19 protein-coding genes and 5 pseudogenes are annotated in these 25523 nt (G+C 70.8%); 18 read left to right on the top strand and 6 right to left on the bottom strand.

The genetic code is table 11. The annotated features are described in order from the left end of the window. Nucleotides 1-31: 31 nt before the first annotated feature. Nucleotides 32-794, top strand: a pseudogene (locus tag BLV72_RS07195) (oxidoreductase); the annotation flags it as partial. A gap of 17 nt (nt 795-811) precedes the next feature. Here BLV72_RS07195 and BLV72_RS07190 read toward each other — a convergent pair. The 3 genes and pseudogenes from BLV72_RS07190 to BLV72_RS51940 all read right to left on the bottom strand — a co-directional run. Then, entirely contained in the window at nt 812-1282 is a 471-nt protein-coding gene (locus tag BLV72_RS07190) for an OsmC family protein (protein WP_093461047.1), read from the bottom strand. A gap of 23 nt (nt 1283-1305) precedes the next feature. Further along, a pseudogene (gene fxsT / locus BLV72_RS07185) lies at nt 1306-3636 on the bottom strand (FxSxx-COOH system tetratricopeptide repeat protein); the annotation flags it as partial. 149 nt (nt 3637-3785) lie between these two features. Beyond that, a pseudogene (locus BLV72_RS51940) lies at nt 3786-4181 on the bottom strand (toll/interleukin-1 receptor domain-containing protein); the annotation flags it as partial. Between the two features lie 67 nt (nt 4182-4248). Here BLV72_RS51940 and BLV72_RS07175 point away from each other — a divergent pair. Beyond that, the gene (locus tag BLV72_RS07175; RefSeq protein WP_093461041.1) at nt 4249-4701 is read left to right on the top strand and encodes a hypothetical protein; all 453 of its coding nucleotides are present in this window, start codon (nt 4249-4251) and stop codon (nt 4699-4701) included. Here the strand turns inward: BLV72_RS07175 and BLV72_RS07170 are convergent. After that, the gene (locus BLV72_RS07170) at nt 4624-5130 is read right to left on the bottom strand and encodes an HIT family protein (protein WP_280143054.1); all 507 of its coding nucleotides are present in this window, start codon (nt 5128-5130) and stop codon (nt 4624-4626) included. The genes BLV72_RS07175 and BLV72_RS07170 overlap by 78 nt on opposite strands. Nucleotides 5131-5439: 309 nt before the next feature. Between BLV72_RS07170 and BLV72_RS07165 the strand changes: the two genes are divergently transcribed. Both BLV72_RS07165 and BLV72_RS07160 read left to right on the top strand, forming a co-directional pair. Further along, nucleotides 5440-6183, top strand: a complete 744-nt coding sequence (locus BLV72_RS07165; RefSeq protein WP_093461038.1) for an SDR family oxidoreductase — start codon at nt 5440-5442, stop codon at nt 6181-6183. A gap of 276 nt (nt 6184-6459) precedes the next feature. Further along, nucleotides 6460-7290, top strand: coding sequence for an endo alpha-1,4 polygalactosaminidase (locus BLV72_RS07160; RefSeq protein ID WP_093461036.1), 831 nt, complete (start codon nt 6460-6462; stop codon nt 7288-7290). A gap of 53 nt (nt 7291-7343) precedes the next feature. Here BLV72_RS07160 and BLV72_RS07155 read toward each other — a convergent pair whose 3' ends face one another. Both BLV72_RS07155 and BLV72_RS47820 read right to left on the bottom strand, forming a co-directional pair. Next, nucleotides 7344-7976, bottom strand: a complete 633-nt coding sequence (locus BLV72_RS07155) for a TIGR03085 family metal-binding protein (RefSeq protein WP_093461035.1) — start codon at nt 7974-7976, stop codon at nt 7344-7346. A gap of 67 nt (nt 7977-8043) precedes the next feature. Beyond that, nucleotides 8044-9090 carry a hypothetical protein gene (locus BLV72_RS47820; protein WP_167746325.1) on the bottom strand — a complete coding sequence of 349 codons (1047 nt, stop codon included), beginning with the start codon at nt 9088-9090 and terminating at the stop codon, nt 8044-8046. A gap of 107 nt (nt 9091-9197) precedes the next feature. Here BLV72_RS47820 and hisI point away from each other — a divergent pair, with 107 nt between their 5' ends. From hisI to BLV72_RS07080, 14 genes and pseudogenes are all read left to right on the top strand, one after another. After that, on the top strand, nt 9198-9563 hold the full coding sequence (gene hisI, locus BLV72_RS07140) for a phosphoribosyl-AMP cyclohydrolase (RefSeq protein WP_093461030.1): 366 nt from the start codon (nt 9198-9200) through the stop codon (nt 9561-9563). A gap of 126 nt (nt 9564-9689) precedes the next feature. Then, nucleotides 9690-11179 (top strand): annotated as a pseudogene (locus tag BLV72_RS07135) (anthranilate synthase component I). A 67-nt stretch (nt 11180-11246) separates the two neighbouring features. Then, nucleotides 11247-11942: a TIGR02234 family membrane protein gene (locus BLV72_RS07130; protein ID WP_093461029.1), complete on the top strand. Its 696-nt coding sequence runs from the start codon at nt 11247-11249 to the stop codon at nt 11940-11942. A 167-nt stretch (nt 11943-12109) separates the two neighbouring features. Beyond that, nucleotides 12110-12364, top strand: coding sequence for an HGxxPAAW family protein (locus BLV72_RS07125; RefSeq protein ID WP_086708545.1), 255 nt, complete (start codon nt 12110-12112; stop codon nt 12362-12364). Between the two features lie 117 nt (nt 12365-12481). Further along, complete coding sequence (locus BLV72_RS07120; RefSeq protein WP_208905565.1) at nt 12482-12892, top strand: DUF2752 domain-containing protein; 411 nt, start codon at nt 12482-12484, stop codon at nt 12890-12892. Between the two features lie 160 nt (nt 12893-13052). Further along, nucleotides 13053-13862, top strand: coding sequence for an indole-3-glycerol phosphate synthase TrpC (gene trpC, locus BLV72_RS07115; RefSeq protein WP_059144997.1), 810 nt, complete (start codon nt 13053-13055; stop codon nt 13860-13862). A 20-nt stretch (nt 13863-13882) separates the two neighbouring features. Further along, entirely contained in the window at nt 13883-14035 is a 153-nt protein-coding gene (trpM, locus tag BLV72_RS51935; RefSeq protein WP_372458418.1) for a tryptophan biosynthesis modulator TrpM, read from the top strand. Nucleotides 14036-14152: 117 nt separating this feature from the next. Further along, nucleotides 14153-15400: a tryptophan synthase subunit beta gene (gene trpB, locus BLV72_RS07110; protein ID WP_093461027.1), complete on the top strand. Its 1248-nt coding sequence runs from the start codon at nt 14153-14155 to the stop codon at nt 15398-15400. Next, complete coding sequence (gene trpA, locus BLV72_RS07105) at nt 15400-16218, top strand: tryptophan synthase subunit alpha (RefSeq protein WP_093461025.1); 819 nt, start codon at nt 15400-15402, stop codon at nt 16216-16218. The genes trpB and trpA overlap by 1 nt, the downstream gene beginning before the upstream one ends. An 86-nt stretch (nt 16219-16304) precedes the next feature. After that, nucleotides 16305-17132: a DsbA family protein gene (locus BLV72_RS07100; protein ID WP_093470219.1), complete on the top strand. Its 828-nt coding sequence runs from the start codon at nt 16305-16307 to the stop codon at nt 17130-17132. A 70-nt stretch (nt 17133-17202) separates the two neighbouring features. Next, nucleotides 17203-18167, top strand: a pseudogene (lgt, locus tag BLV72_RS07095) (prolipoprotein diacylglyceryl transferase). A gap of 187 nt (nt 18168-18354) precedes the next feature. Then, nucleotides 18355-19086, top strand: coding sequence for a VIT1/CCC1 transporter family protein (locus BLV72_RS07090; protein ID WP_093461023.1), 732 nt, complete (start codon nt 18355-18357; stop codon nt 19084-19086). Nucleotides 19087-19387: 301 nt separating this feature from the next. Further along, complete coding sequence (gene gltB / locus BLV72_RS07085; RefSeq protein ID WP_093461021.1) at nt 19388-23938, top strand: glutamate synthase large subunit; 4551 nt, start codon at nt 19388-19390, stop codon at nt 23936-23938. After that, the gene (locus BLV72_RS07080; RefSeq protein ID WP_093461019.1) at nt 23931-25391 is read left to right on the top strand and encodes a glutamate synthase subunit beta; all 1461 of its coding nucleotides are present in this window, start codon (nt 23931-23933) and stop codon (nt 25389-25391) included. Before gltB ends, BLV72_RS07080 begins: the two co-directional genes overlap by 8 nt. Nucleotides 25392-25523: the final 132 nt, after the last annotated feature.

Genomic DNA, 25523 nt, shown 5'->3' with positions numbered 1-25523 from the left:
GTCTGCCGGGCCGGGACGTCAGTCCAGGGGCGTCGCCGAGGCCGCCACGCCCAACGCGGTGGGGCAGACCTACCCCGACATCGCCGCGATCCACGGCGCGGCGCAGGCGGCCGGATGGCGGCGGGTGACCGATGCGGTGCACGCGGCGGGCGGCCGGATGATCCTCCAACTGCAGCACGGCGGCCGGGTCGGCCACCCGGACAGCTTCGCCGGAGTGGAGGTGCACGCTCGCCAACGGCTACCTCCTCCACCAGTTCCTGGCCCGGAACACCAACCGCCGCACCGACGCCTACGGCGGCTCGATGGCGGGGCGCGTCCGGTTCGTGGCCGAGGTGGTCCACGCCGTCGCCGACGCGATCGGCCCCGAGCGGGTGGGCCTGCGGATCTCCCCCGGATCCACCGTCAACGGCATCGAGGAGGGCGACACCGAGACCCCCTACCCCGCCCTCATCAAGGAACTGGCGGACACCGGCCTCACCTACCTCCACCTCGTCCGCGCCGAAGCGGACCACCCCCTCTTCCGGGAACTGCGCACCGCCTGGCCCGCCACGCTGATCGCCAACCCGTCACTGCCCGGCGACGGCGCCCCCGCCGACGGCGGCATGCGCCAGGCCGAGCGGCTGCTGACCGCCGGAGCCGACCTGATCGCCCTCGGCCGCACCTTCCTGGCCGATCCCGACCTGGTGACCCGCCTGCGAACCGGCGGCCCGCTCAACCCCCTCCGGGACGCCTGTCTGATGTACGTGGGCGGCGAGACCGGCTACACGGACTACCCCACGCCGACGGCGGCCTGAGCTCGGCCGAACCCGGCTCAGCCGACCCGGACGGTCGGCTCGTGACGGACGGGAAAGTTGACCGAATTGGCGATGAAGCACGCCTGATGGGCGTCATGGTGCGCCGAACGCGCCCGCTCCACCATCGCCGCGTCCGCGACGGTGACCACCGGATTGAGCACCACCTCGGTAAAGCGCCCACTGTGCCCGGCCGCCTCCTCCATGACCCCGGTGGCCACGTCCTCGTACGCCGTGATCCTCACCCCGTCCCGGGCGCATACGGACAGGTACGTCAGCATGTGGCACTGCGAGAGCGAGACCAGCAGGAACTCCTCCGGATTCCAGCACCCCGGATCCCCCAGAAACGCCGGATCGGCGCTGCCCCGCAGGGTCGGCTTGCCGTCCCCGAGAATGTCGTGCGACCGCTCGTAGCCCCGGTAACCAGTCGTCCCCGAACCGGTATTGCCGGTCCACCGGACGGTGGCGCGGTAGGAGTGCTGTCGACCCATCGGCTGTGTGCTCCCTGTCGTGTCTACGGGCGGCGGATCTTTTTCTTGCGTCTCCCGAAGACCTTCTTGTATCCGGCGAGTTGCTCGGCGACGGCTTTGGTCTTGGGATGCTCTTCGCCGAGTGTTCTGCGAAATCCCTCGAGGCTGTTCTGCAGAAGCACGCGCGCTTCTTTGCGCCGCCCGAGATGGCTCAGTACGGAGGCCAGATTGGCAGCGGTGGTGAGTGTGTTCGGGTGCTCCGGGCCCAGGGTCGCGCGGTGTTTGTCGAGCGTGCTCTGGAGCAGCGCGCGAGCTTGGACGTGCTGGTTGACGCGCATCAGGACCGTTGCAAGGTTATGAGCGACAGTAAGAGTGTCGGGATGCGTGTCGCCGAGCATGGCGCGGCTTCGGTTGAGCGTGTCATCGAGAATTGAGCGAGCGCGTGCATGGTGACCGAGGTAGGTCAGACTGGATGCGAGGTCCCGGTAGGAGTCCAGAGTGTGGGGGTGATCCTCGCCCAGGACCTTGCGTCGCCGGGTGAGGACGTCCTCTCTGAGCGTCTGCGCTTTGTGGTGGTGACCCAGATCCTTCAACGAAGCGGCCAGGCCGCTGGCCGCGTTGAGGGTATTGGGGTGGTTGTCGCCGAGGGTTTTGCGACTGCGGTCGACGGTGCCCTCGAGCAGCGCACGCGCCTGCACGAACTCGCCGAGATCCATCAGAGTGACGGCGAGGTTGGTGGCGCTGATCAGCGTGTCGGGGTGGTTTTCTCCCAAGACTCTGCGTTGACGCTTGAGCACGTCGTCCTTGAGTGCTCGTGAGGCGTGGTGATCGCCGAGCGTATCGAGGGTGACGGCGAGGTTGTTGCCTGAGGTGAGTGTGTCGCGATGATCTTCGCCCAGAGTGCTTCGACGTCGCCGCAGGACGTCTTCCTCGATCACTTGGGCCTCGTGGTACTGACCCAGGTTGGTGAATGCGGTGGCGAGTGCTGTGTTGGCGGCGAGCGTTGTCTCGTGGTCGTCACCCAGCGCGTTGCGGCTGAGTTCCACCACGTTCTCGATCACCGCGAGTGCCTGACGGTACCGACCCAGGATGTTCAGACTGTCGGTGAGAAGAGTTTCGGCGGTCAGCAAATGCGGGTGATCCGGGGGAAATTCGGCTGACCACCGCTGGTGCAGTGCGCGCGCAGCATCGTGTGCCGCGGAGGTCGTCCCTCGCATCAGCAGATACTGCGTGGCATCGAGCGACAGCTCACGCATGTTGTCATCTTGCGTCCAGGTCTCGCTCAGCGTCATCACATGCGGCAAAAGGCCGGCCCACTCCTGCCAGGTGGCTGGGTCTCTCCCCTCGTCATCGGGCCTCACGCTGATCACTAGGTCCTTGGCGTGTTCATGTGCGCCTTCATGGGCGGCGCCGGTCGCGTTCGCATCCGTACGGTCCCTGAGGACCGCGGCGGTGAGGCGGTGGATCGTCAGCCCGTCGTGTTGGGGCCGCACCAGCCCAAGCCTGGCCATCGCGGCAATGGAGTCGGCGACCGCTACCGGGTCTCCGACCAGGCCGTTCAACGACGGCGGCAGTTCGACCCCCGCTTTGGTGAGCCATGTGTCAAGAGGGATGGGCTCGGGGGCGAGAAAGGCACAGATCCGGAGGAGCTCCGATGCCACGGGATCGGTGCGGGCGAGGTGGGCCGAGGAGAGCCGTACCGCCGCGCCGAGTGTCTTGTGCCGGTAGGTGATCGGGGCACTGCGGTCGAGGAGGCGGCTGGTGGCAGTGAGGTCCTTGAGGTAGGTATCCACGGAGAAGCCGGAGGTGGCGATGAGGCCACCGGCCTGGGCGAGGGCGAGTGGGAGATCCCCAAGAGCCTCGGCGAGCCGATCGGCCTCGGTCTGCGGGAGCTTGGGCACATACGCGGCCAGCAGGGACCGGGACTCGGCGCGCGCGAAGAGGCCGATGTCCATGGGAGTGGCGGCACTGTGCCAGCCCGGGTCGCGCGAGGTGATCAGCACATGACCGCCGCCCTCGGGGAGGAGGCTCCTGAAGGTGTCGGGGTCCTCCGCGTTGTCGAAGACCAGCAGCCATCGACCGCTTGTGCGCAGATACTGGCGGGCGCTCTGGGCGGCGTCCGCGACCGGCATGGTGGCGGGCACCGTCTTGAGTGCATGAGCCAGGTCCGCGAGCTGGCTGTCGAGCGTGACGGTCTGCTCGGCATCCAGCCACCACACCGTGTCGTACTGCGAGGCGAAGCGATGGCAGTACTCGGCCGCGGTCTGTGTCTTGCCCACGCCGCCCATGCCGTGCAACGCCTGGACGGGGGACCGGGACTGAAAGGTCGTACGGATGCGGTCGAGTACCTTGTCCCGGCCGGTGAACAGGGGAAGCCGTGGCGGGACGTTCGATGCCTTGGGCGTGGACGCGGGTAACCGGGGGCCGCTTCGTCCCGGTCTCCGAGCGTGGCCGCCGAACCGGGGAAGCCGGGCTTACCCTGCGGCCCGGCGGGCTGACCGACGGCGCTCAGCAGCTCCGTGAGCGCCTCCTGCTCACTCTTCCCGTACAAGATGCCGGCCTTGATCGGGCGGAGCAGATCGGGGATCTCGCTCTTCGCCAGCTCGGCCACATGCAAGGGGATGAAACCGCCCGTCCCCCGCTCACGGTCGTCGAACGCGGCGGTCCACTCGTCCCGGGTGTACCGGGGGCGCTCGAAGTACGACCGTGACAGCAACGCGAGGAAACGGTCGGCGCGGGCCAGTGCGTCACTCATGCGCAGCGTGGTGTTGTCCCCCGCCTGCCAGTGCCAGTGATCGAACTCCACGCTGAAGCCGTGCTGCTGGAGGTGCCAGGCGACCCATTCGGCCCAGGCCCGCTCCACTCCGGCGTAGCTGATGAAGAAATCGACCTTCTCCGGAGCGCCCGACACCGTCTCCATGTACCCCCCTGCACCAGGCCAACGGTCCTCCAGTATGCCTATCGGCGAGGAATTACACTCTCGTCGGATGACAAGCGAAGCGGAACCGACAGGGATACTCGGCAGCCGGCCGACGCTCAGCCAGGACCAGGTCAAGCACCTGGAGTTCATCCAGGCCGTCATCACCCGGCTCGGCAACAATGCCTTCCTGGTCAAGGGCTGGTGCCTGACGCTGGCCGCCGGGCTGCTGGCATTCGCCGCCGAAGGATCGCGCTTGTCGGTGGCCGCGACGGCCTTCGTTCCCCTGGCGGCGTTCTGGTTTCTCGACGGCTACTTCCTGTGGCAGGAGCGGCTGTTCCGCAAGCTCTACGATCAGGCGCGGAAGCCAGGTGCCGAGGTGGAGCTCTTCTCCATGAATCCGCACCCCTACGCGGGGCAGGTGCGGTGGTGGCAGGCCACCTTCTCAGTCACTCTCTCGCTCTTCTACGGCGGGATCGGGGTCGCGCACCTCGCCGTGCTGCTCGCCGTCGTTCTCGGCTGAACTCCGCAGAACAACGCGCAGGCGCTCGGCCAGTTGGTCCAGGCGTTCGGGTGCCGAACTCTGCGGCGGCGGCCAGATGCGGCCCATGCGATCGTTCTCGTTGCGTGGAACGATGTGCACGTGTACGTGCATGACGCTCTGCGTCGCCACGGAGCCGACCGAGGTGATGATGTTCATCCCTTCGGGCTCGAACGCGGTCCGCACCGCGTGCATGACCTGCCGTACGGCACGCGTGAGCGCGAAACTCGTCGGCTCGTCCAGCTCCCAGGCATCCCGCACATGCTGCCGTGGGACGACCAGGACATGGCCTGCAACGGCCGGGGTGAGCGGGAGGAAGGCGACCGTTTCCCGATCGGAATGGACGATGCGCGCGGGCTCGACCCCTTCCACGATGTGGCAGAAAACGCAGTCGTCCATGGGCTCTCCCACGCGCTCAGGCGTCGAACTCGTATTCGAGGATGTACTTCCGATCCCGAGAACGTCGGACCCTCCGATCTTCTCTGGAGCCACCCTAGGTGTCCGGTTTCCGTGGGGAGGGTGCGATGGCGCACAGGACGGATCTTCCAGGTGCCGAATCCGAGCGGGAGCCGACCCTCTCCGTCCGTAGGCCGCACGGCAGCGTCTGCGCTGGCAGGGTGTGCCGCACCCAGGAGGAGCGCGTCCTGGTACAGGGCCGCTGACCTGCCCAGACTCGGTGGGGCAGGGCAGAACGGGATCAGGAGCGAAAGGGATATCGCCATGAACGCCATCACCGAGACGGGCAAGGTCGTGCTCATCACCGGGGCCAGCAGTGGGATCGGTGAGGCGACCGCGCGTCGGCTCGCCGCCGAGGGGCACCGGGTGTATCTGGGGGCGCGGCGGACCGAGCGGCTGGGGGAGCTGGCCGGGCAGATCACCGCCGAGGGCGGCAGCGCGGCGTACCAGCGGCTGGATGTCACCGTGGCCGGGGACATGCGGGCCTTTGTGGCGGCCGCCCGGGAGCGGTTCGGGCGGGTGGATGTGATGGTCAACAACGCCGGGGTGATGCCCCTGTCGCCGATCGAGGCGCTGAAGGTCGACGAATGGGACCGGATGCTCGATGTGAATGTGCGCGGTGTGCTGTACGGCATCGCCGCGGCGCTGCCGGTGATGAAGGAGCAGGGCGGTGGGCATGTCGTGAACATCGCCTCGGTCGGCGCGTACGAGGTGTCGCCCACGGCCGCGGTGTACTGCGCCACCAAGTTCGCCGTACGCGCCATCTCGGAGGGGCTGCGCCAGGAATCGGCCGGTGACATCCGGGTCAGCCTGGTCTCCCCGGGCGTGACCGAGTCCGAACTCGCCGACTCCATCTCCGATCCGGCGGCCCGTGAGGCCATGAAGACCTACCGCTCGGTGGCCCTCCCCGCCTCCGCGATCGCCGATGCCATCGCGTACGCCATCAGCCAGCCGGCCGAGATCGACGTCAACGAGATCGTGGTGCGCCCGGTCGCGAGCGCCCAGTAGGGGCCCGCGCGGGGGCGCGGACTGCCGTGGGAGGTGGGCGTCGTGGTGGTCGGATGACGGCCGCGGCAGCGGTCCGGTCCCGGGGACTGTCGACTTGACGCCGCTGCCGGGGGCCGCTTTGATCACAACAGCCGCACGGGTGTACCGCCCCCGTGCCGCCCAAGAGGTACGCCCAGCCGGTAGGGGGTCCGGTTCCGGTCCCGAGCCCGGACTCAGTCGCCAGGACGGCGGATGCCATCCGAGGCGGGGCCGATACCCGCGAGTGTTGGAGCTTTCATGCCGGCCAGCCATGCCGCCCGCCTTCGTCGCCGCTGGGTCCTCGCGTCGGTGGCGACGGCCGCGTCCGCCGCGGCCGCCGTCGTGGCCGTGTCCATGTCCTCGGGGGCCAACGCGTCCGAGGTGGCGCTGCCGCCCGCCCACGGCGGCTTCGACTACCAGATCGGCGGGGAGTACACCCCGCCGAAGGGCGTCGACATCGTCAGCCGCGACCGCGCGGACTCCCCGGCGGCCGGGCTGTACAACATCTGCTACGTCAACGCCTTCCAGGTCCAGCCGGGCGAGCGCGACCAGTGGCCCGACGACCTGCTGCTACGGGACAGCGACGGCGATCTCGTCATCGACACCCACTGGAAGGAACCGCTGCTCGACATCAGCACCGCCAAGAAGCGCGAGCGCGTGGCGGAGAAGGTCAACGGCTGGATCGACGGCTGCGCCGAGGACGGCTTCGACGCCGTCGAGCCCGACAACTACGACAGCTACGAGCGCTCCCAGAAGCTGCTGACCACCACTCACGCCAAGGAGTTCATGGCCCTGCTGTCGGAGCACGCGCACGCCCAGGGGCTGGCCATCGCGCAGAAGAACACCGCGGAGCTCCTCGCCGACCGTAAGGCGGCCGGGCTGGACTTCGCGGTGGTCGAGGAGTGCGGCCAGTACGACGAGTGCGGTGAGTTCGCCAAGGCCTACGACGACCATGTGGTGGTCGTCGAGTACGGCGAGGAGGGCTTCGCCGAGGCGTGCGAGGGCTGGGGCGACCGGCTCAGCATCGTCCTGCGGGACGAGGACGTCTCGACCGACGACGGTGAGGATTACGTCCGCGAGACCTGTTAGGGATCCCGGCGCGTCCCCGCATGCCCGCATGGCGGCGGGGATGCGCCACGGGCTCAGATGCCCAGCTTGGCCTCACGCGCCGCGGCCATGGCCTCCTTGTCGCCCTCCAGCTCGACCCGGGCGGCCTCCTGGCGGCCGCTGAGGAAGAGCGCCAGCTCGCCCGGTTCGCCGGTGACCGTGACGACCGGGACGCCGCGGTGGGCCACCGCCGTACGGCCGTCCGGACGCCGCAGCACCAGGCCGACGGGGGAGCGGCGGCCGAAGATCCGGGCGCCGCGCTCGATACGGGACCACAGCGTGTCGGCGAAGACCGGGTCCAGCTCGCGCGGTGTCCACTCGGGGCGGGCGCGGCGCACATCCTCGGCGTGGACGTAGAACTCGAAGCTGTTGGCCGCCTCGTCCACCTGCTTCAGCGCGAACGGCGACATCCGCGGCGGACCGGTGCGGAAGAGCTGGAGCAGTTCTTCGTACGGCTTCGCCGCGAACTCCTCCTGGACCCGGGCCAGCCGCGCGGCCAGCGGCTTGACCAGCACCCCGGCGGCCGCGTCGGGGCGGCGCTCGCGGACCACCAGATGGGCCGCCAGATCGCGGGTGTTCCAGCCCTCGCACAGCGTCGGGGCCCCGGGGCCCGCGCCGTCCAAGAGGTCGGCGAGGAGCAGGCGTTCGCGCTTCGCGTGAGTGGACATGCGTCCACCCTACGACCGGGGCCCGCCCGCTGCCATGAGAAGCGCCGCCGCGCGCCCCGCCCGGGGCCTATCCCGGCAGGGGCTTGCTCAGCTTCTTGCCGTCGCGTGCGGCGCTCAGCGTGAGCGCGCAGGAGACCTGGTCCTCGCCCTGGATGGAGTAGGTGCCCAGCGCGGGATACAGCGCGTAGTAGTAATACATCCGGCCGTCGTTGGGGATGGTCTTGAGCCGCTTCTTGGCGTCCGTACCGCACAGCGACAGCGCCTTGGTCTGAATCGCCTTCTCGGAGGAGAAGTCGCCGCTCAGCTTCTCGTTGGCGATCACCTCGCCGTCGTGCGGGCCGTGGCAGGAGCGCTTCTCGACCTTGGTGACGCTGCTGTCCATCGCCGGGTGGTCGAAGCACTGGCCGGGGTCGAGCACCACATACGGCACCTTGTCACCGGGCTCGCCGGACTCCGACGCGTCCGGGGCCGCCGAATCCGAGGCGTCCGGATCCGCGTCGGGGGCATCGCTTCCGCCGCCCAGCGGCGCTCCCTGGCCGGGGTCCTCCGAGCCCGGCGGGGCGGCGGACGCCCCGCCGCCCGAGGGCGAGGAGAGGGGGCGGTCCGAGGCGGAGGCGGACGGGCCGGCGTCGGCCGAGGTCTTCTTGTCCCCGTCGTCCTTCGTCCCGATGACGATCGCGCCGACGACCACCGCCACGGCCACCACCGCCGCGATGACGATCGCCGCGACCTTGGAACCGCCGGGGCCGGTCGGCGGGGGAGGCGGCAGGAGCGCGCCCGGGGGTATGGCCCCCGGCGGCAGCGCGCCCGGGGGCGGCCCGCCGGGCAGCAGGGCCGGTGGGGCGGGCGGGCCGAAGCCGCCGCTCGGCTGCCCGGGCGGCCCCGGCTGGGCGTACGGACCGGGCTGGGCCTGCGGCCCGGGCCCGCCCGGCTGCGCGGGCTGGTCCGCCGCGGGCGGCGGCCCGAAGCCCTGCTGCGGAGCCTGCGGCTGCTGCGGAGCCTGCGGAGGCTGCGGGGGCTGAGACGGTGGTTGCTGCTGCGGCTGCGGCGGTGGACCGAACCCCCCGCCGTTTCCAGGCCGGTTGGGGTCATTCGACGGCGGCGGAAACGTCATGCCCGAAGCATGCCCCATTCCACCGACAACCCGACCATCGGGCCCGGGACACCGGCCCGGCTCAGATCATTCGCAAAGACCCCCCTCCGGGCGTGCAGAATGGTCGCATGACCGGCTCCGACCGCCCCTCCGCCCTCGACCCGGCCCTCGCCGCCCGCCTCAAGCGCGGCGCCGACGGGCTGCTGCCCGCCATCGCCCAGCAGTACGACACCGGTGAGGTGCTGATGCTCGGCTGGATGGACGACGAGGCGCTGCACCGCACCCTGACCACCGGCCGCTGCACCTACTGGAGCCGCAGCCGCCAGGAGTACTGGGTCAAGGGCGACACCTCCGGCCATGTCCAGCGGGTCAAGTCCGTCGCCCTCGACTGCGACGCCGACACCATCCTCGTCAAGGTCGACCAGGTCGGCGCCGCCTGCCACACCGGCGACCGCACCTGCTTCGACGCCGACGACCTCCCGCTCGGTCCGTAGACCGGCCGGCAGACCGGCCGCCGGACCGGCCGCCGGACCGGCCGCCGGACCGGCCGGCACCGCACCCGCCCCATCACCGCACCCGCCCGCCGGGCTCCCCAGCCCTTGACCCAGGACGTTGTCATGATGGATCTCGAGACCTTCCGCAAGCTGGCGGCCGATCGCCGCGTCATCCCCGTCAGCCGCAAGCTGCTCGCGGACGGCGACACCCCCGTGGGCCTCTACCGCAAGCTGGCCGCCGAGCGCCCCGGCACCTTCCTCCTCGAATCCGCCGAGAACGGCCGCTCCTGGTCCCGCTACTCCTTCATCGGCGTCCGCAGCTCCGCCACCCTCACCGAACGCGACGGCCGCACCCACTGGCTGGGCACCCCGCCGGTCGGCGTCCCCACCGAGGGCGACCCCCTGCAGGCGCTGCGCGCCACCGTCGAGACCCTGCACACCCCCGCGACCTCGGGGGTCTGATCCAGCTGCCGCCGTTCACCGGCGGCATGGTCGGCTACCTCGGCTACGACATCGTCCGCCGCCTGGAGAAGGTCGGCGAGCACGGGCGGGACGATCTGCGCCTGCCCGAGCTGACCATGCTGCTCACCTCGGACCTGGCGGTGCTGGACCACTGGGACGGCACCGTGCTGCTGATCGCCAACGCGATCAACCACAACGACCTCGACACGGGCGTGGACGAGGCGTACGCGGACGCCGTGGCCCGGCTCGACGCGATGGCCGCCGACCTGGTGCGCCCCGTGCCGACCGACCCCACCGCGCTGCCCGAGTCCGAGCTGCCCGAGTACACCGCGCTGTGGGGCGGCGAGGACTTCATGGCGGCCGTGGACGACATCAAGGAGCGCATCCGCGCGGGCGAGGCGTTCCAGGTCGTCCCCTCGCAGCGGTTCGAGACGCCGTGCTCGGCCAGCGCCCTGGACGTCTACCGGGTGCTGCGCGCCACCAACCCGAGCCCCTATATGTACCTCTTCCGGTTCGAGGGCTTCGATGTGGTGGGCTCCAGCCCGGAGGCCCTGGTCAAGGTCGAGGACGGCCGGGCGATGCTGCACCCCATCGCCGGCACCCGTCACCGGGGGGCCACCCCGCAGGAGGACGCGGCCCTCGCCGAGGAGCTGCTGGCCGACCCCAAGGAGCGGGCCGAGCATCTGATGCTCGTCGACCTCGGGCGCAATGACCTCGGGCGGGTCTGCGAGCCCGGCAGCGTGGAGGTCGTCGACTTCATGTCGGTCGAGCGCTACAGCCATGTCATGCACATCGTCTCGACGGTCACCGGCAGCCTCGCCGAGGGCCGTACGGCCTTCGACGTGCTCACCGCCTGCTTCCCCGCGGGCACCCTTTCCGGCGCCCCCAAGCCGCGGGCGCTGCAGATCATCGAGGAGCTGGAGCCGAGCCGCCGCGGGCTCTACGGCGGCTGTGTCGGCTATCTCGACTTCGCGGGCGACTCCGACACCGCGATCGCCATCCGCACCGCGCTGCTGCGCGAGGGCACGGCCTACGTCCAGGCGGGCGCGGGGATCGTCGCCGACTCCGAGCCGGCCGCCGAGGACGCGGAGTGCCGCAACAAGGCGGCGGCGGTGCTGCGGGCGGTGCATGCGGCGGGCCGGCTGGGGCGGTAGTTCCCGGTAGTTCCCATATCCCCCACCCGAGGACGGTCCCGTACCCGGGTGGGGGATAGTGGTAGGCGTGACTGCAGCAGCCGTACCCCAGCCAAGGGCCGAGAACGAGCCCTCCGCCCCCGCCGCGCGCGGCCGCCGAAGCAGCCTTGCCATCGCCCTGCTCGCCGGTGCGCTCGGTGCCGCCCTCGTCCTGCTGGCCACCAGCCGCAAGTGGGCCGAGGGCACCGCCTCCGTCGCCCAGGGCTCTCTCCCGCAGAGTGCCAACGGCGATGACATCACCGGGCTGCCCGGTGCGCTGGCGATCGTCGGCCTCGCCGCGCTGGTCGCGATCTTCGCCGTGCGCCGCCTCGGCCGTGGCGCCGTCTCGGCGCTGCTCGCCCTCAGCGGCGCGGGCATCGTGGTCAGCTCGGCCCTCGGCGCGACCGACAAGGCGGCGCTGGAGGAGAAGGCGTCCAAGGTGAGCGGTCTGACCCACAGCCCCATCCACGACGTGGCGTACACCCCCTGGCCGTGGGTCGCCGCGGCCGGCGGCGTGCTGCTGCTGCTCGCGGGCGTGCTCGCCCTGGGCTACGGCCGCCACTGGCCGGCCATGTCCGGTCGGTACGAGCGCGCGGGCACCGCGGGCACCGCGGGCCGGGCGCGCACCCGGCGCGGCGGCTCCGCCCCCGACCCGGACCGCCCCGAGGAGCTGTGGAAGGCCCTGGACCGGGGCGAGGACCCGACCCAGGCCCCGGCCCGGCAGGACGCCGAGCGGGGCGCCTAGGGTCTGATCCGGACGACCGGCCCTAGCAGCTTCTTCGCGCCCCCGTCCGGTCTCGGACCGCAATGTCCACCCCCGCTCAAGGGCATTTCGCGCGTCGGGGACAATGGCCTGGGAGCGTTCGCCCCCGAGCGCCCGGACCAGGCGCAGTACAGCTACGAGGAGAATTCATGGCGGGTCACAACCACGGACACACCCCGGCCGCCTGGACCGGTGTCACCATCGCCTTCATCGGCTTCTGCGTCGCCGGCGCGTTCACCGTGGCGGCCAACCCGCTCGGCTTCTGGGTCGGCATGGTGATCATCGTCCTCGGCGGTGTCGTCGGCGCGGCGATGCGCGCGGCCGGGCTGGGCCTGCCCAAGGCGCAGCACTCGCTCCCGCAGCCGCAGCCCACGGCGCAGGCGCAGGCACAGACCCAGCAGTGAGCCCGGGCGCGGCCCGGGGCCGCGCCCGCCTCCACCGCGCTCGGCACTGAGCCGTACGGAGGCCGGCGCACCGGCCCTGAGCTGCGCCTTCGTTGATCCCGGGGGAGACTTGGCGGTGTGAGTGAACCACCGCCGGCCGCCCCGGCCCCCGTGGCGCGGCGTCTCGTGGGACCTTTCGGGGTTCTCGCGGGCGTTCTCGCCGCCTTCGGCTACGTCGGCGCCGTCGACCCCCGGGACCCCGGTCACTACCCCGTCTGCCCGCTGCTGCGGTTCACCGGGCTGTACTGCCCCGGCTGCGGCGGGCTGCGCGGCGCCCACGCCCTGGCCCACGGCGATCTGGAGGCCGCGCTGCGTGACAACGCCCTCGCCGTCGGCTGTTACGCGCTCTTCGCCGTCTGCTGGGCGGTGTGGTGTGTGCGCGGACGCTTCCCGGCGGCGCGGCCGTGGCAGGCGGGGGCGCTCGGCGCGGTGGCCCTGGTTTTCACCATCATCCGGAATTTCCCGTTCGGGGGACTACTGACGCCGTGACCGCTGTTGTCCATGTGCATGTGGGGGCCGTCCGCGTCAACCGGATGCGAGACCTCGGTCTCCTGGCGGCTACCATCGCAGTGCCAGGTGAGGCGGCATGCCGCCACACCCGGCGGATTCAAAGCCAGCTTCATCCCCGTCACGGAAGGGGGCCCGCTCGATGAGTGTGCTCGACGAGATCATCGACGGAGTCCGTGCCGACCTCACGGAGCGGCAGGCGCGCGTCACCCTCGACGAGCTCAAGGAGCGGGCGGCCAAGGCCCGGCCGGCGAAGGACGGTGTCGCGGCGCTCAAGGGTGACAGCGTCAAGGTGATCTGCGAGGTCAAGCGGTCCAGCCCGTCCAAGGGCGCGCTCGCCGCGATCGCCGACCCCGCGGGGCTCGCCGCCGACTACGAGGCGGGCGGCGCGTCCGTCATCAGCGTGCTGACCGAGCAGCGGCGCTTCGGCGGTTCGCTCGCCGACCTGGAAGCCGTAAGGGCCAAGGTCGACATTCCGGTGCTCCGTAAGGACTTCATCGTCACCTCCTACCAGCTGTGGGAGGCCCGGGCGTACGGCGCCGACGTCATCCTGCTGATCGTCTCCGCGCTGGAGCAGGAGGCGCTGGTCTCGCTCATCGAGCGGGCCGTGTCGATCGGGCTGACGCCGCTGGTCGAGGTGCACGACGAGGACGAGGTCGTCCGGGCGGTCGACGCCGGGGCCCGGGTCATCGGCGTCAACGCGCGCGACCTCAAGACCCTCCAGGTGGACCGCTCGACCTTCGCACGCGTCGCCCCGGAGATCCCGGACCACATCGTCAAGATCGCGGAGTCGGGGGTGCGCGGTCCGCACGACCTGATCGCCTACGCGAACGACGGCGCGGACGCGGTGCTGGTCGGCGAGTCCCTGGTGACCGGGCGCGACCCCAAGGCCGCGGTGGCCGATCTGGTGGCGGCGGGCGCCCACCCGGCGCTGCGCCACGGCCGGGACTGACGGGACGGGACCGGCGGACCATGGAGACGTACGCGCGCCTGGCCCGGGGCTGTCGGCCCCGGGGCTGCCGCGCGCCCGCGAGGCGGGTGCGGGGGCGGCGCGTGCGCTACCACATCGGATGTGAGCCGGGGCAGATCAACGGGCGGCGATGGCGTCGGACGGCAACGCGCTGAGAGTGCGCTGCAGGCCGTAGCCGTGGGCCGTATCCGGGGCGTTCCGCCCGGCGGGCCCTGGCTCTTCCACCCATCACATCCGTCGCGGGGCGCTGCCCCGATCGAGGAGTACCACCCATGTCCTCTGATTTCTTCATCCCCGACCCGGAGGGTCGAGTGCCCAGCGCCGAGGGCTATTTCGGCGCCTTCGGCGGCAAGTTCATCCCCGAGGCGCTCGTCGCCGCCGTCGACGAGGTCGCGGCCGAGTACGAGAAGGCCAAGACGGACCCCGCCTTCGCGGCCGAGCTCGAGGATCTGCTGGTCAACTACACCGGCCGGCCCAGTGCGCTGACCGAGGTGCAGCGGTTCGCCGAGCACGCCGGGGGCGCCCGGGTCTTCCTCAAGCGGGAGGACCTCAACCACACCGGCTCCCACAAGATCAACAATGTGCTGGGGCAGGCCCTGCTCACCAAGCGCATGGGCAAGTCCCGCGTCATCGCCGAGACCGGTGCCGGTCAGCACGGCGTGGCCACCGCCACCGCGTGTGCGCTGTTCGGGCTCGAATGCACGATCTACATGGGCGAGATCGACACCCAGCGGCAGGCGCTCAATGTGGCGCGGATGCGGATGCTGGGCGCCGAGGTCATCTCCGTGACCTCCGGCAGCCGCACCCTGAAGGACGCCATCAACGAGGCGTTCCGGGACTGGGTCGCCAATGTGGACCGCACCCACTACCTCTTCGGCACGGTGGCCGGCCCGCATCCCTTCCCGGCGCTGGTGCGCGACTTCCACCGGGTGATCGGCGTGGAGGCGCGACGGCAGATCCTGGAGCGGACCGGACGGCTGCCGGACGCGGTCGCGGCCTGCGTGGGCGGCGGATCCAACGCGATCGGGCTCTTCCACGCCTTCCTGCCGGACGAGAGCGTGCGCATCGTCGGCTTCGAGCCCGCCGGACACGGTGTGGAGACCGGGGAGCACGCGGCCACGCTGAGCCAGGGCGAGCCCGGGATCCTGCACGGCTCCCGGTCGTTCGTGCTCCAGGACGAGGACGGCCAGATCACCGAGCCGTACTCGATCTCGGCCGGTCTCGACTACCCCGGCGTCGGGCCGGAGCACGCGTATCTGAAGGACATCGGCCGCGCCGAGTACCGGGCGGTCACCGACGACGGGGCGATGCGGGCGCTGCGGCTGCTCTCGGAGACCGAGGGCATCATCCCGGCGATCGAGAGCGCCCACGCGCTGGCGGGCGCCCTGGACCTCGGCCGTGAGCTGGGGAGCGACGGCCTGGTGCTGGTCAACCTCTCCGGGCGCGGCGACAAGGACATGGACACGGCGGCTCGGTACTTCGGGCTCTACGACCAGCAGAGCGACCAGGGAGCGAAGTGATGGCCGGGAATCTGGAGCTGCTGGGATCCGTCCTGACGGCCGCCAAGGACGAGGGGCGCGCCGCGCTCGTCGGCTATCTGCCCGCCGGTTTCCCCTCCGTCGACGGCGGGGTGGACGCGATGACCGCCATGATCGAGGGCGGCTGCGACATTGTCGAGGTCGGGCTGCCGCACAGCGATCCGGTCCTCGACGGGCCCGTGATCCAGACCGCCGACGACATCGCGCTGCGCGGCGGGGTCAAGATCCGCGATGTGATCCGCACGGTGGGGGAGGTGCACGCCCGGACAGGCGCCCCGATCCTGTGCATGACGTACTGGAACCCGGTGGACCGGTACGGGGTCGAGCGGTTCGCCGCCGATCTCGCCGAGGTGGGCGGCGCGGGCTGCATCCTGCCCGATCTGCCGGTCCAGGAGTCGGAGATCTGGCGCAAGGCCGCCGAGCAGCACGGTCTGGCGACCGTGTTCGTGGTCGCGCCCAGCAGCCGTGATGAGCGGCTGGCGAAGATCACGGCGGCGGGCAGCGGTTTCGTCTACGCGGCGTCCCTGATGGGCGTCACCGGAACGAGGGAATCGGTGGGCCAGGAGGCGCGCGAGCTGGTGGAGCGCACCCGCGGCACCACCACGCTCCCGGTCTGCGTGGGGCTCGGCGTCTCCAACGCCACCCAGGCCACCGAGGTCGCGGCGTTCGCCGACGGGGTCATCGTCGGCTCGGCCTTCGTCAAGCGGCTGCTGGACGCCGAGGGCGACACCGAGGCCGGTTTGGCGGGGCTGCGCGAGCTCGCGGGTGAGCTGGCGGAAGGCGTGCGCGCCGCCCGCTAGCGACTCGCCCGTTGGAGGGTCGCTCGTTAGAGGGAAGAACGGGGCGGAGGAGCTCAGCGGTGCTCCTCCGCCTCGTTGGCGAGGGCGTGAGTCAGAGAAACCGTGAGGGAAAGCGCGGCGCCCGAGAGCGCCTGAGGGAACAGCGCGAGCGGGAGCGGTCGCGCGCGAAGCGGAAGCGGACGCTGGGCGTCCTGGGGGCGGTGGTGGCCGTCCTCGCCGGGGCCGTGGGGGTCGGCATGGTCGCCTCCAGGACCGAAGACGACTCGGGCAAGTCGGGCAGCTCCGTGGTGCCACCGCGCGGAGCGGTCGGCAAGGGGCGCCTGGTGATCCCCTCGGGGACGGTGGGCAAGGCGGGGAAGGCCGGGCAGGCGGACAAGGCCGGGAAGCCGGCCCCGGTGACCCTGACGGTGTACGAGGACTTCCGCTGTCCCGGGTGCAAGCAGTTCGAGGACGTCTTCCGCAAGACCGTCCATGAGCTGCAGGACCAGGGCCGGATGAAGGTCGAGTACCACCTGGTGACGATCATCGACGGAAACCTCGGCGGCACCGGTTCGGTCCGCGCCGCGAACGCGGCGGCCTGCGCCCAGGACCAGGACGCCGGGAAGTTCCGGGCGTACCACGATGTGCTCTACCGCCATCAGCCCGCGGAGACCCGGGACAGCTACGCGAAGAACGCCCGGCTGATCAAGCTCGCGGACCAGGTCCCCGGGCTGGTCACCCCCGCCTTCCGGAAGTGTGTCGAGGAGGGCCGGCACGACGCCTGGGTGCGCAAGTCCAACGATGTCTTCGCCCACTCCGGCTATGCCTCCACGCCGACGGTGCTGCTGGGCGGGAAGTCCGTGTACGGCGACCCCGACAAGCCGCTGAGCCCCAACAAGCTCAAGCGCATGGTCCTCGCGGCGGCCCGGGACTGATCCTTGTTACGCAGCCGTTGCCGGGTGGGTTGCCGCATCTCCCGCCCGGCACGGTAGCGTCGGTCCTGTCATGGACCTCCTCGCTTACATCCCCAGCCCGTCGTCCGGCGTGATCTATCTCGGTCCGGTCCCGCTGCGCGGCTATGCCTTCTGCATCATCATCGGCGTCTTCGTCGCGGTCTGGCTCGGCGGGCGGCGCTGGGTCGCCCGGGGCGGCCGCGTCGGCACCGTTGCCGACATCGCCGTCTGGGCGGTGCCCTTCGGCCTGGTCGGAGGCCGCCTCTACCACGTCATCACCGATTACGAGCTGTACTTCACCGACGGCCGTGACTGGGTGGACGCGTTCAAGATCTGGCAGGGCGGCCTGGGGATCTGGGGGCCATCGCGCTGGGCGCGCTGGGCGCCTGGATCGGCTGCCGCCGCCGGGGCATCCCGCTCCCGGCCTACGCGGACGCCATCGCGCCCGGCATCGCCTTCGCCCAGGCGATCGGCCGCTGGGGCAACTGGTTCAACCAGGAGCTGTACGGCAAGGAGACCACCCTGCCGTGGGCGCTGAAGATCGACGGCGACGCCGACGCGGGCCGGGTGGCCGGCACCTACCACCCGACCTTCCTGTACGAGTCGCTGTGGTGCATCGGCGTGGCCCTCCTGGTGATCTGGGCGGACCGCCGCTTCAAGCTGGGGCATGGCCGTGCGTTTGCCCTCTACGTCGCGTCGTACACCGTGGGCCGCTTCTGGATCGAGTACCTCCGGGTGGACGACGCCCACCATGTGCTCGGGCTGCGGCTCAACAACTGGACGTCCGTCGTGGTCTTCCTGGCCGCGGTGGCCTATCTGGTGATCTCCGCGAAGAAGTCCCCCGGCCGCGAGGAGGTCGTCGAGCCCGCCGCGGTCGAGGACGGCGCGGACGCGAGCGGCGCCGGACCGGCCCCGGCCACCACCACCGAGGCGGGCGACGGCGCTCCGGCCGGGAGCGGTGGCGCGGACGAAGCCGGTGCGGTGGCCGCCGAGGCGGAGTCCTCCAAGAAACTCTGACGCGCGCCGCGTCGCGTCCCACAGGCCGCCGGACCCCTCGGGGTACGGCGGCCTCTTTACGTTTCCGCAGGTCAGCGAGGTAAGTTCGGCCTTCCTTGCTGGCGGAGCGGGGTAACTCGTGCGTACCTTCGAACCGTTGGGGTGAGGCCGCATCGCCACACCCTTCTCGAAGGGAGCACATCTTCATATGTCCGTCACCGATACCGCCGAGCCCCCGCACATCGCCCACCGCGACAACCACACCCACCGTGATGTGACCGGCGGCTGGCTGCGCCCCGCCGTCTTCGGAGCCATGGACGGACTGGTCTCCAACCTCGCGCTGATGACCGGTGTGGCCGGTGGCGCCGTGGACCGGCAGACCATCGTGATCACCGGTCTGGCGGGCCTCGCGGCCGGTGCCTTCTCCATGGCCGCCGGTGAGTACACCTCCGTCGCCTCCCAGCGCGAGCTGGTCCAGGCCGAGCTGGAGGTGGAGCGGCGCGAGCTGCGCAAGCACCCCGTGGACGAGCTGGAGGAGCTGGCGGCACTCTATGTGTCGCGCGGTGTGGAGCCGGCGCTGGCCCGTGAGGTGGCCGAGCAGCTCTCCCGCGACCCCGAGCAGGCGCTGGAGATACACGCCCGCGAGGAGCTGGGCGTGGACCCGGACGATCTGCCCTCACCGCTGGTCGCGGCGGTGTCCTCGTTCGGCTCCTTCGCGCTGGGCGCGCTGCTGCCGGTGCTGCCGTATCTGCTGGGCGCCACGGCGCTGTGGCCGGCCGTGGTGCTGGCGCTGATCGGGCTGTTCGGCTGCGGTGCGGCGGTGGCGCGGGTGACCGCCCGTTCCTGGTGGTACAGCGGGCTGCGGCAGCTGGCGCTGGGCGGTGCGGCGGCGGGTGTGACCTATGCCCTGGGCACTTTGTTCGGAACGGCCGTAGGATGACAGGCATACGGTGAGCCGCATAACTACGCCGTTACTCCTCGGTTTCGATCCTTTTGCGGGCGGGCATAAGCCGAAAGCGCTTGGGCAGAGTCGCCCGGTCCGCGCTATGGCGACGTCGGTCGCCCCATCCACTAATGCCCGTATTGCCTGATATCACCCCACCCCTGGGGTGTCCGCATGATGGAACGGAATTTCCGCTTCCCGAGATTCGACCCATCATGTAACCTGCACGAAATTCTCGCGGAGGGCCAACGTCGTCCCTCGGCACACGCAAAATGCCATGACGACGACGGGAGAGCCGATGCGTTCCGCATCCCACCCCGCCCGCCAGGGGATGTACGACCCGCGCAATGAGCACGACGCCTGTGGCGTCGGCTTCGTGGCGACCCTCACCGGCGAGGCCAGCCATGAGCTCGTGGAACAGGCTCTCACCGTGCTGAGGAACCTCGAGCACCGCGGCGCCACTGGTTCCGAGCCCGATTCGGGCGATGGCGCGGGCATCCTCGTCCAGGTTCCGGACGCCTTCCTGCGGGCCAGTGTGACCGGCTTCGAGCTGCCCGAGGCCGGTGCCTACGCGGTGGGTACTGCGTTCCTCCCGGAGGGCGAGACCGAGAGCGCCGCCGCCGCGGAGCACATCGAGCGGCTCGCCGCCGAGGAGGGCCTGACCGTCCTCGGCTGGCGCGAGGTGCCCGTCGCCCCCGAGCTGCTGGGCAACGGGGCCCGTGCCACCATGCCCTCCTTCCGCCAGCTCTTCGTCGCCGACGGCACCAGCACCGGCGTGGTCCTGGACCGCACGGCGTTCGTGCTGCGCAAGCGCGCCGAGCGCGAGGCGGGGGTCTACTTCCCCTCGCTGTCCGCCCGCACCCTGGTCTACAAGGGCATGCTGACCACCGGCCAGCTGGAGCCGTTCTTCCCGGACCTCTCCGACCGCCGCTTCGCCACCGCCGTCGCGCTGGTCCACTCCCGGTTCTCCACCAACACCTTCCCGAGCTGGCCGCTGGCCCACCCGTACCGCTTCGTCGCCCACAACGGTGAGATCAACACCGTCCAGGGCAACCGCAACTGGATGCGCGCCCGGGAGTCCCAGCTGGTCAGCGACCTGTTCGGGGAGAAGGGGCTGGAGCGGATCTTCCCCCTCTGCACCCCCGACGCCTCCGACTCGGCGACCTTCGACGAGGTCCTGGAGCTGCTCCACCTCGGCGGCCGCTCGCTGCCGCACTCGGTGCTGATGATGGTCCCCGAGGCGTGGGAGAACCACCCCTCCATGGACCCGGCCCGGCGCGCCTTCTACCAGTACCACTCCACGATGATGGAGCCCTGGGACGGTCCGGCCTGTGTCACCTTCACCGACGGCACCCAGGTCGGCGCCGTGCTGGACCGCAACGGTCTGCGGCCCGGGCGCTACTGGGTCACCGACGAGGGCCTGGTCGTGCTCTCCTCCGAGGTCGGCGTCCTGGACATCGACCCGGCCAGGGTGGTCCGCAAGGGCCGGCTGCAGCCGGGCCGGATGTTCCTGGTCGACACCGCCGAGCACCGCATCATCGAGGACGACGAGATCAAGGCCGAGCTGGCCGCCGAGCAGCCGTACGGCGAGTGGCTCGAGGCCGGTCTGATCGACCTGGCCGACCTTCCCGAGCGTGAGCACATCGTGCACACCCACGCCTCGGTCGCCCGCCGCCAGCAGACCTTCGGCTACACCGAGGAGGAGCTGCGCGTCCTGCTCGCGCCGATGGCCAAGGCCGGCGCCGAGCCGATCGGCTCGATGGGCACCGACTCGCCGATCGCCGCCCTCTCCGAGCGGCCGCGGCTGCTGTTCGACTACTTCACCCAGCTCTTCGCGCAGGTCACCAACCCGCCGCTGGACGCGATCCGCGAGGAGCTGGTCACCTCGCTGATCTCCTCGCTGGGCCCGCAGGGCAATCTGCTGGAGCCGACCGCGGCCTCCTGCCGCAGCGTCACCCTGCCCTTCCCGGTGATCGACAACGATGAGCTGGCCAAGCTCATCCACATCAACGCCGACGGGGACATGCCGGGCCTCAAGGCGGCGAACCTCTCGGGCCTGTACCGGGTCGGTGGCGGCGGTCAGGCGCTCGCCGCCCGGCTGGACGAGATCTGCGCCGAGGCCGACCGCGCCATCGAGGACGGCGCCCGGCTGATCGTGCTCTCCGACCGCCATTCGGACGCCGAGCACGCCCCGATCCCCTCCCTGCTGCTCACCTCCGCGGTCCACCACCACCTCATCGGCACCAAGCAGCGCACCCAGGTGGGGCTGCTGGTCGAGGCGGGTGACGTCCGCGAGGTGCACCATGTCGCCCTGCTGATCGGCTACGGCGCCGCGGCCGTCAACCCGTATCTGGCCATGGAGTCGGTCGAGGACCTGGTCCGGGCCGGGACGTTCCTGCCCGGTGTCGAGGCCGAGACCGCGATCAAGAACCTCATCAAGGCGCTCGGCAAGGGCGTCCTGAAGGTCATGTCCAAGATGGGCATCTCGACCGTGGCCTCCTACCGGGGGGCGCAGGTCTTCGAGGCCGTCGGCCTGGACGAGTCCTTCGTGGACACCTACTTCCACGGCACCGCCACCAAGATCGGTGGCGCCGGCCTGGACGTCGTCGCCAAGGAGGTCGCCGCCCGCCACGCCAAGGCGTACCCCGCCTCCGGAGTCCCCTCCGCCCACCGCACGCTGGAGATCGGCGGCGAGTACCAGTGGCGCCGCGAGGGCGAGCCGCACCTCTTCGACCCCGAGACGATCTTCCGGCTGCAGCACTCCACCCGGTCGCGCCGCTACGACATCTTCAAGAAGTACACCGAGCGGGTGAACGAGCAGTCCGAGCGGCTGATGACGCTGCGCGGTCTGTTCTCCTTCAAGGGCGAGCGCCCCTCGATCCCGATCGACGAGGTCGAGTCGGTCAGCGAGATCGTCAAGCGGTTCTCCACCGGCGCCATGTCGTACGGCTCCATCTCCCAGGAGGCGCACGAGACCCTCGCCATCGCCATGAACCAGCTGGGCGGCAAGTCCAACACCGGTGAGGGTGGCGAGGACTCCGACCGGCTGCACGACCCCGCCCGGCGCTCGTCGATCAAGCAGGTGGCCTCCGGCCGCTTCGGCGTGACCAGCGAATACCTGGTCAACTCCGATGACATCCAGATCAAGATGGCGCAGGGCGCCAAGCCCGGCGAGGGCGGCCAGCTGCCCGGCCACAAGGTCTACCCCTGGGTCGCCAAGACCCGGCACTCCACCCCGGGCGTCGGCCTGATCTCCCCGCCGCCGCACCACGACATCTACTCGATCGAGGATCTCGCCCAGCTGATCCACGACCTGAAGAACGCCAACCCGCAGGCCCGGATCCACGTCAAGCTGGTCTCCGAGGTCGGCGTCGGCACGGTGGCCGCGGGCGTCTCCAAGGCCCACGCCGATGTGGTGCTGATCTCCGGCCACGACGGCGGCACCGGCGCCTCGCCGCTCACCTCGCTCAAGCACGCGGGCGGCCCCTGGGAGCTCGGCCTCGCCGAGACCCAGCAGACGCTGCTGCTCAACGGGTTGCGCGACCGCATCGTGGTGCAGACCGACGGCCAGCTGAAGACCGGCCGTGACGTGGTCATCGCCGCGCTGCTCGGTGCCGAGGAGTTCGGCTTCGCCACCGCGCCGCTGGTGGTCTCCGGCTGCGTCATGATGCGCGTCTGCCACCTGGACACCTGCCCGGTCGGCATCGCCACCCAGAACCCGGTGCTGCGCGAGCGCTACAGCGGCAAGGCCGAGTTCGTGGTGAACTTCTTCGAGTTCATCGCCGAGGAGGTCCGCGAGCTCCTCGCCGAGCTGGGCTTCCGCACCCTGGACGAGGCCATCGGCCACGCCGAGCTGCTGGACACCGCCCGCGCCGTCCAGCACTGGAAGGCGCAGGGCCTGGACCTCGCCCCGCTGCTGTACGTGCCCGAGCTGCCCGAGGGCGCCGTCCGTCACCAGGCGATCGCGCAGGACCACGGCCTGGCCAAGGCGCTCGACAACCAGCTGATCAAGCTGGCCGCCGACGCGCTGAACGCCGAGAGCGCCGAAGCCGCCCAGCCGGTCCGCGCCCAGGTCGCGATCCGCAACATCAACCGGACCGTCGGCACCATGCTCGGCCATGAGGTGACCCGGACGTTCGGTGGCGCGGGCCTGCCCGACGACACCATCGACATCACCTTCACCGGCTCGGCCGGCCAGTCCTTCGGCGCGTTCGTGCCCAGGGGCGTCACCCTGCGGCTCGAAGGCGATGCCAACGACTACGTGGGCAAGGGCCTCTCCGGCGGCCGGATCGTCGTCCGCCCGGACCGGGGCGCGGACCACCTCGCCGAGTACTCCACCATCGCGGGCAACACCCTCGCGTACGGCGCGACCGGCGGTGAGATGTTCCTGCGCGGCCGGGTCGGCGAGCGGTTCTGCGTCCGTAACTCCGGCGCCACCGTCGTCTCCGAGGGCGTGGGCGACCACGGCTGTGAGTACATGACCGGCGGCCACGCGCTCGTCCTCGGGCCCACCGGCCGTAACTTCGCGGCCGGTATGTCCGGCGGCATCGCGTATGTGATCGACCTCGACCCGGACAACGTCAACGTCGATCTGCGGGGCGCCCTCGGCGCGCTGGACGACACCGACAAGCAGTGGCTGCACGACGCGGTGCGCCGCCACCACGAGGAGACCGGCTCCACCGTCGCGAGTGCGCTGCTCGACGACTGGGAGACCGCCCTCACCCGCTTCAGCAAGATCATCCCCGCTACGTACCAGGCCGTGCTCGCCGCCAAGGACGCCGCCGAGCGTGCCGGACTCTCCGAGTCCGAGACCACCGAGAAGATGATGGAGGCGGCGATCAATGGCTGACCCCAAGGGCTTCCTGACCACTGGCCGCGAGGTCGCCAAGACCCGTCCGGTGGACGAGCGCGTCAAGGACTGGAACGAGGTCTACGTCCCCGGTTCGCTGCTGCCGATCATCAGCAAGCAGGCCGGACGGTGCATGGACTGCGGCATCCCGTTCTGTCACAACGGCTGTCCGCTGGGAAACCTCATCCCCGAGTGGAACGACTACGCCTACCGGCAGGACTGGCGCGAGGCCAGCGAGCGGCTGCACGCGACCAACAACTTCCCGGAGTTCACCGGGCGGCTGTGCCCGGCCCCGTGCGAGTCGGCCTGTGTGCTCGGCATCAACCAGCCCGCGGTGACCATCAAGAACGTCGAGGTCACCATCATCGACAAGGCGTGGGACGCGGGCGATGTCACCCCGCAGCCGCCCGAGCGGCTCAGCGGCAAGACCGTCGCCGTCATCGGCTCGGGCCCCGCGGGTCTGGCCGCCGCCCAGCAGCTCACCCGGGCCGGCCACACGGTCGCCGTCTATGAGCGGGCCGACCGCATCGGCGGGCTGCTGCGCTACGGCATCCCCGAGTTCAAGATGGAGAAGCGGCACATCAACCGCCGTATCGAGCAGATGCGCGCGGAGGGCACCAAGTTCCGCACCGAGACCGAGATCGGCCGCGACATCGACGCCGCCAAGCTGCGCAAGCGGTACGACGCCGTGGTCATCGCGGCCGGTGCCACCACCTCGCGCGACCTGCCGGCCCCCGGCCGGGAGCTGAACGGCATCCACTTCGCGATGGAGTACCTGCCGCTCGCCAACAAGGTGCAGGAGGGCGACCTCACCACCGCCCCCATCACCGCCGAGGGCAAGCACGTCGTGGTCATCGGCGGCGGCGACACCGGCGCGGACTGCGTCGGCACCGCCCACCGCCAGGGCGCCGCCTCCGTCACCCAGCTGGAGATCATGCCCAAGCCCGGCGACGACCGGAACGCCAACCAGCCCTGGCCGACCTTCCCGATGCTCTACAAGGTCACCTCGGCGCACGAGGAGGGCGGTGAGCGGATCTACTCCGTCTCCACCACCCACTTCGAGGGCGACGAGGACGGCAACGTCCAGTGGCTGCACCTGATCGAGGTGGAGTTCAAGGACGGCAAGCTGGAGCAGAAGCCGGGCACCGAGCGGAAGATCCCGGCCCAGCTGGTCACCCTCGCCATGGGCTTCACCGGCACCGACCAGAAGAACGGCCTGGTCGAGCAGTTCGGCCTGGAGCTGGACGAGCGCGGCAACATCGCCCGCGACGCCGACTTCGCCACCAATGTGCCGGGCGTCTTCGTGGCCGGTGACGCGGGCCGCGGCCAGTCGCTGATCGTCTGGGCCATCGCCGAGGGCCGCTCCGCGGCGCGCGGGGTGGACCGCTATCTGGCCGGGGCCAGCGAACTGCCCGCCCCGATCCGCCCCACCGACCGGGCCCTCATGGTCTGACCCGGGCTCCGGTCTTCCCGGATCTCCGCCCGTACAACGGCGTACGGACCGGCCGCGCGGCGCCTTCCCCCTACCCGACCAGGGGGCAGGCGCCGCGTGGCGTTTGCGGTCGACCTTCGCTCAGTGGTCGAC

Origin of the sequence: Streptomyces melanosporofaciens, from assembly GCF_900105695.1 — a bacterium.
GTDB classification, from domain to species: Bacteria; Actinomycetota; Actinomycetes; order Streptomycetales; family Streptomycetaceae; genus Streptomyces; species Streptomyces antimycoticus.
Note: the sequence above shows the minus strand (reverse complement) of the source record. Positions and strands in the feature narration are given on the sequence as shown.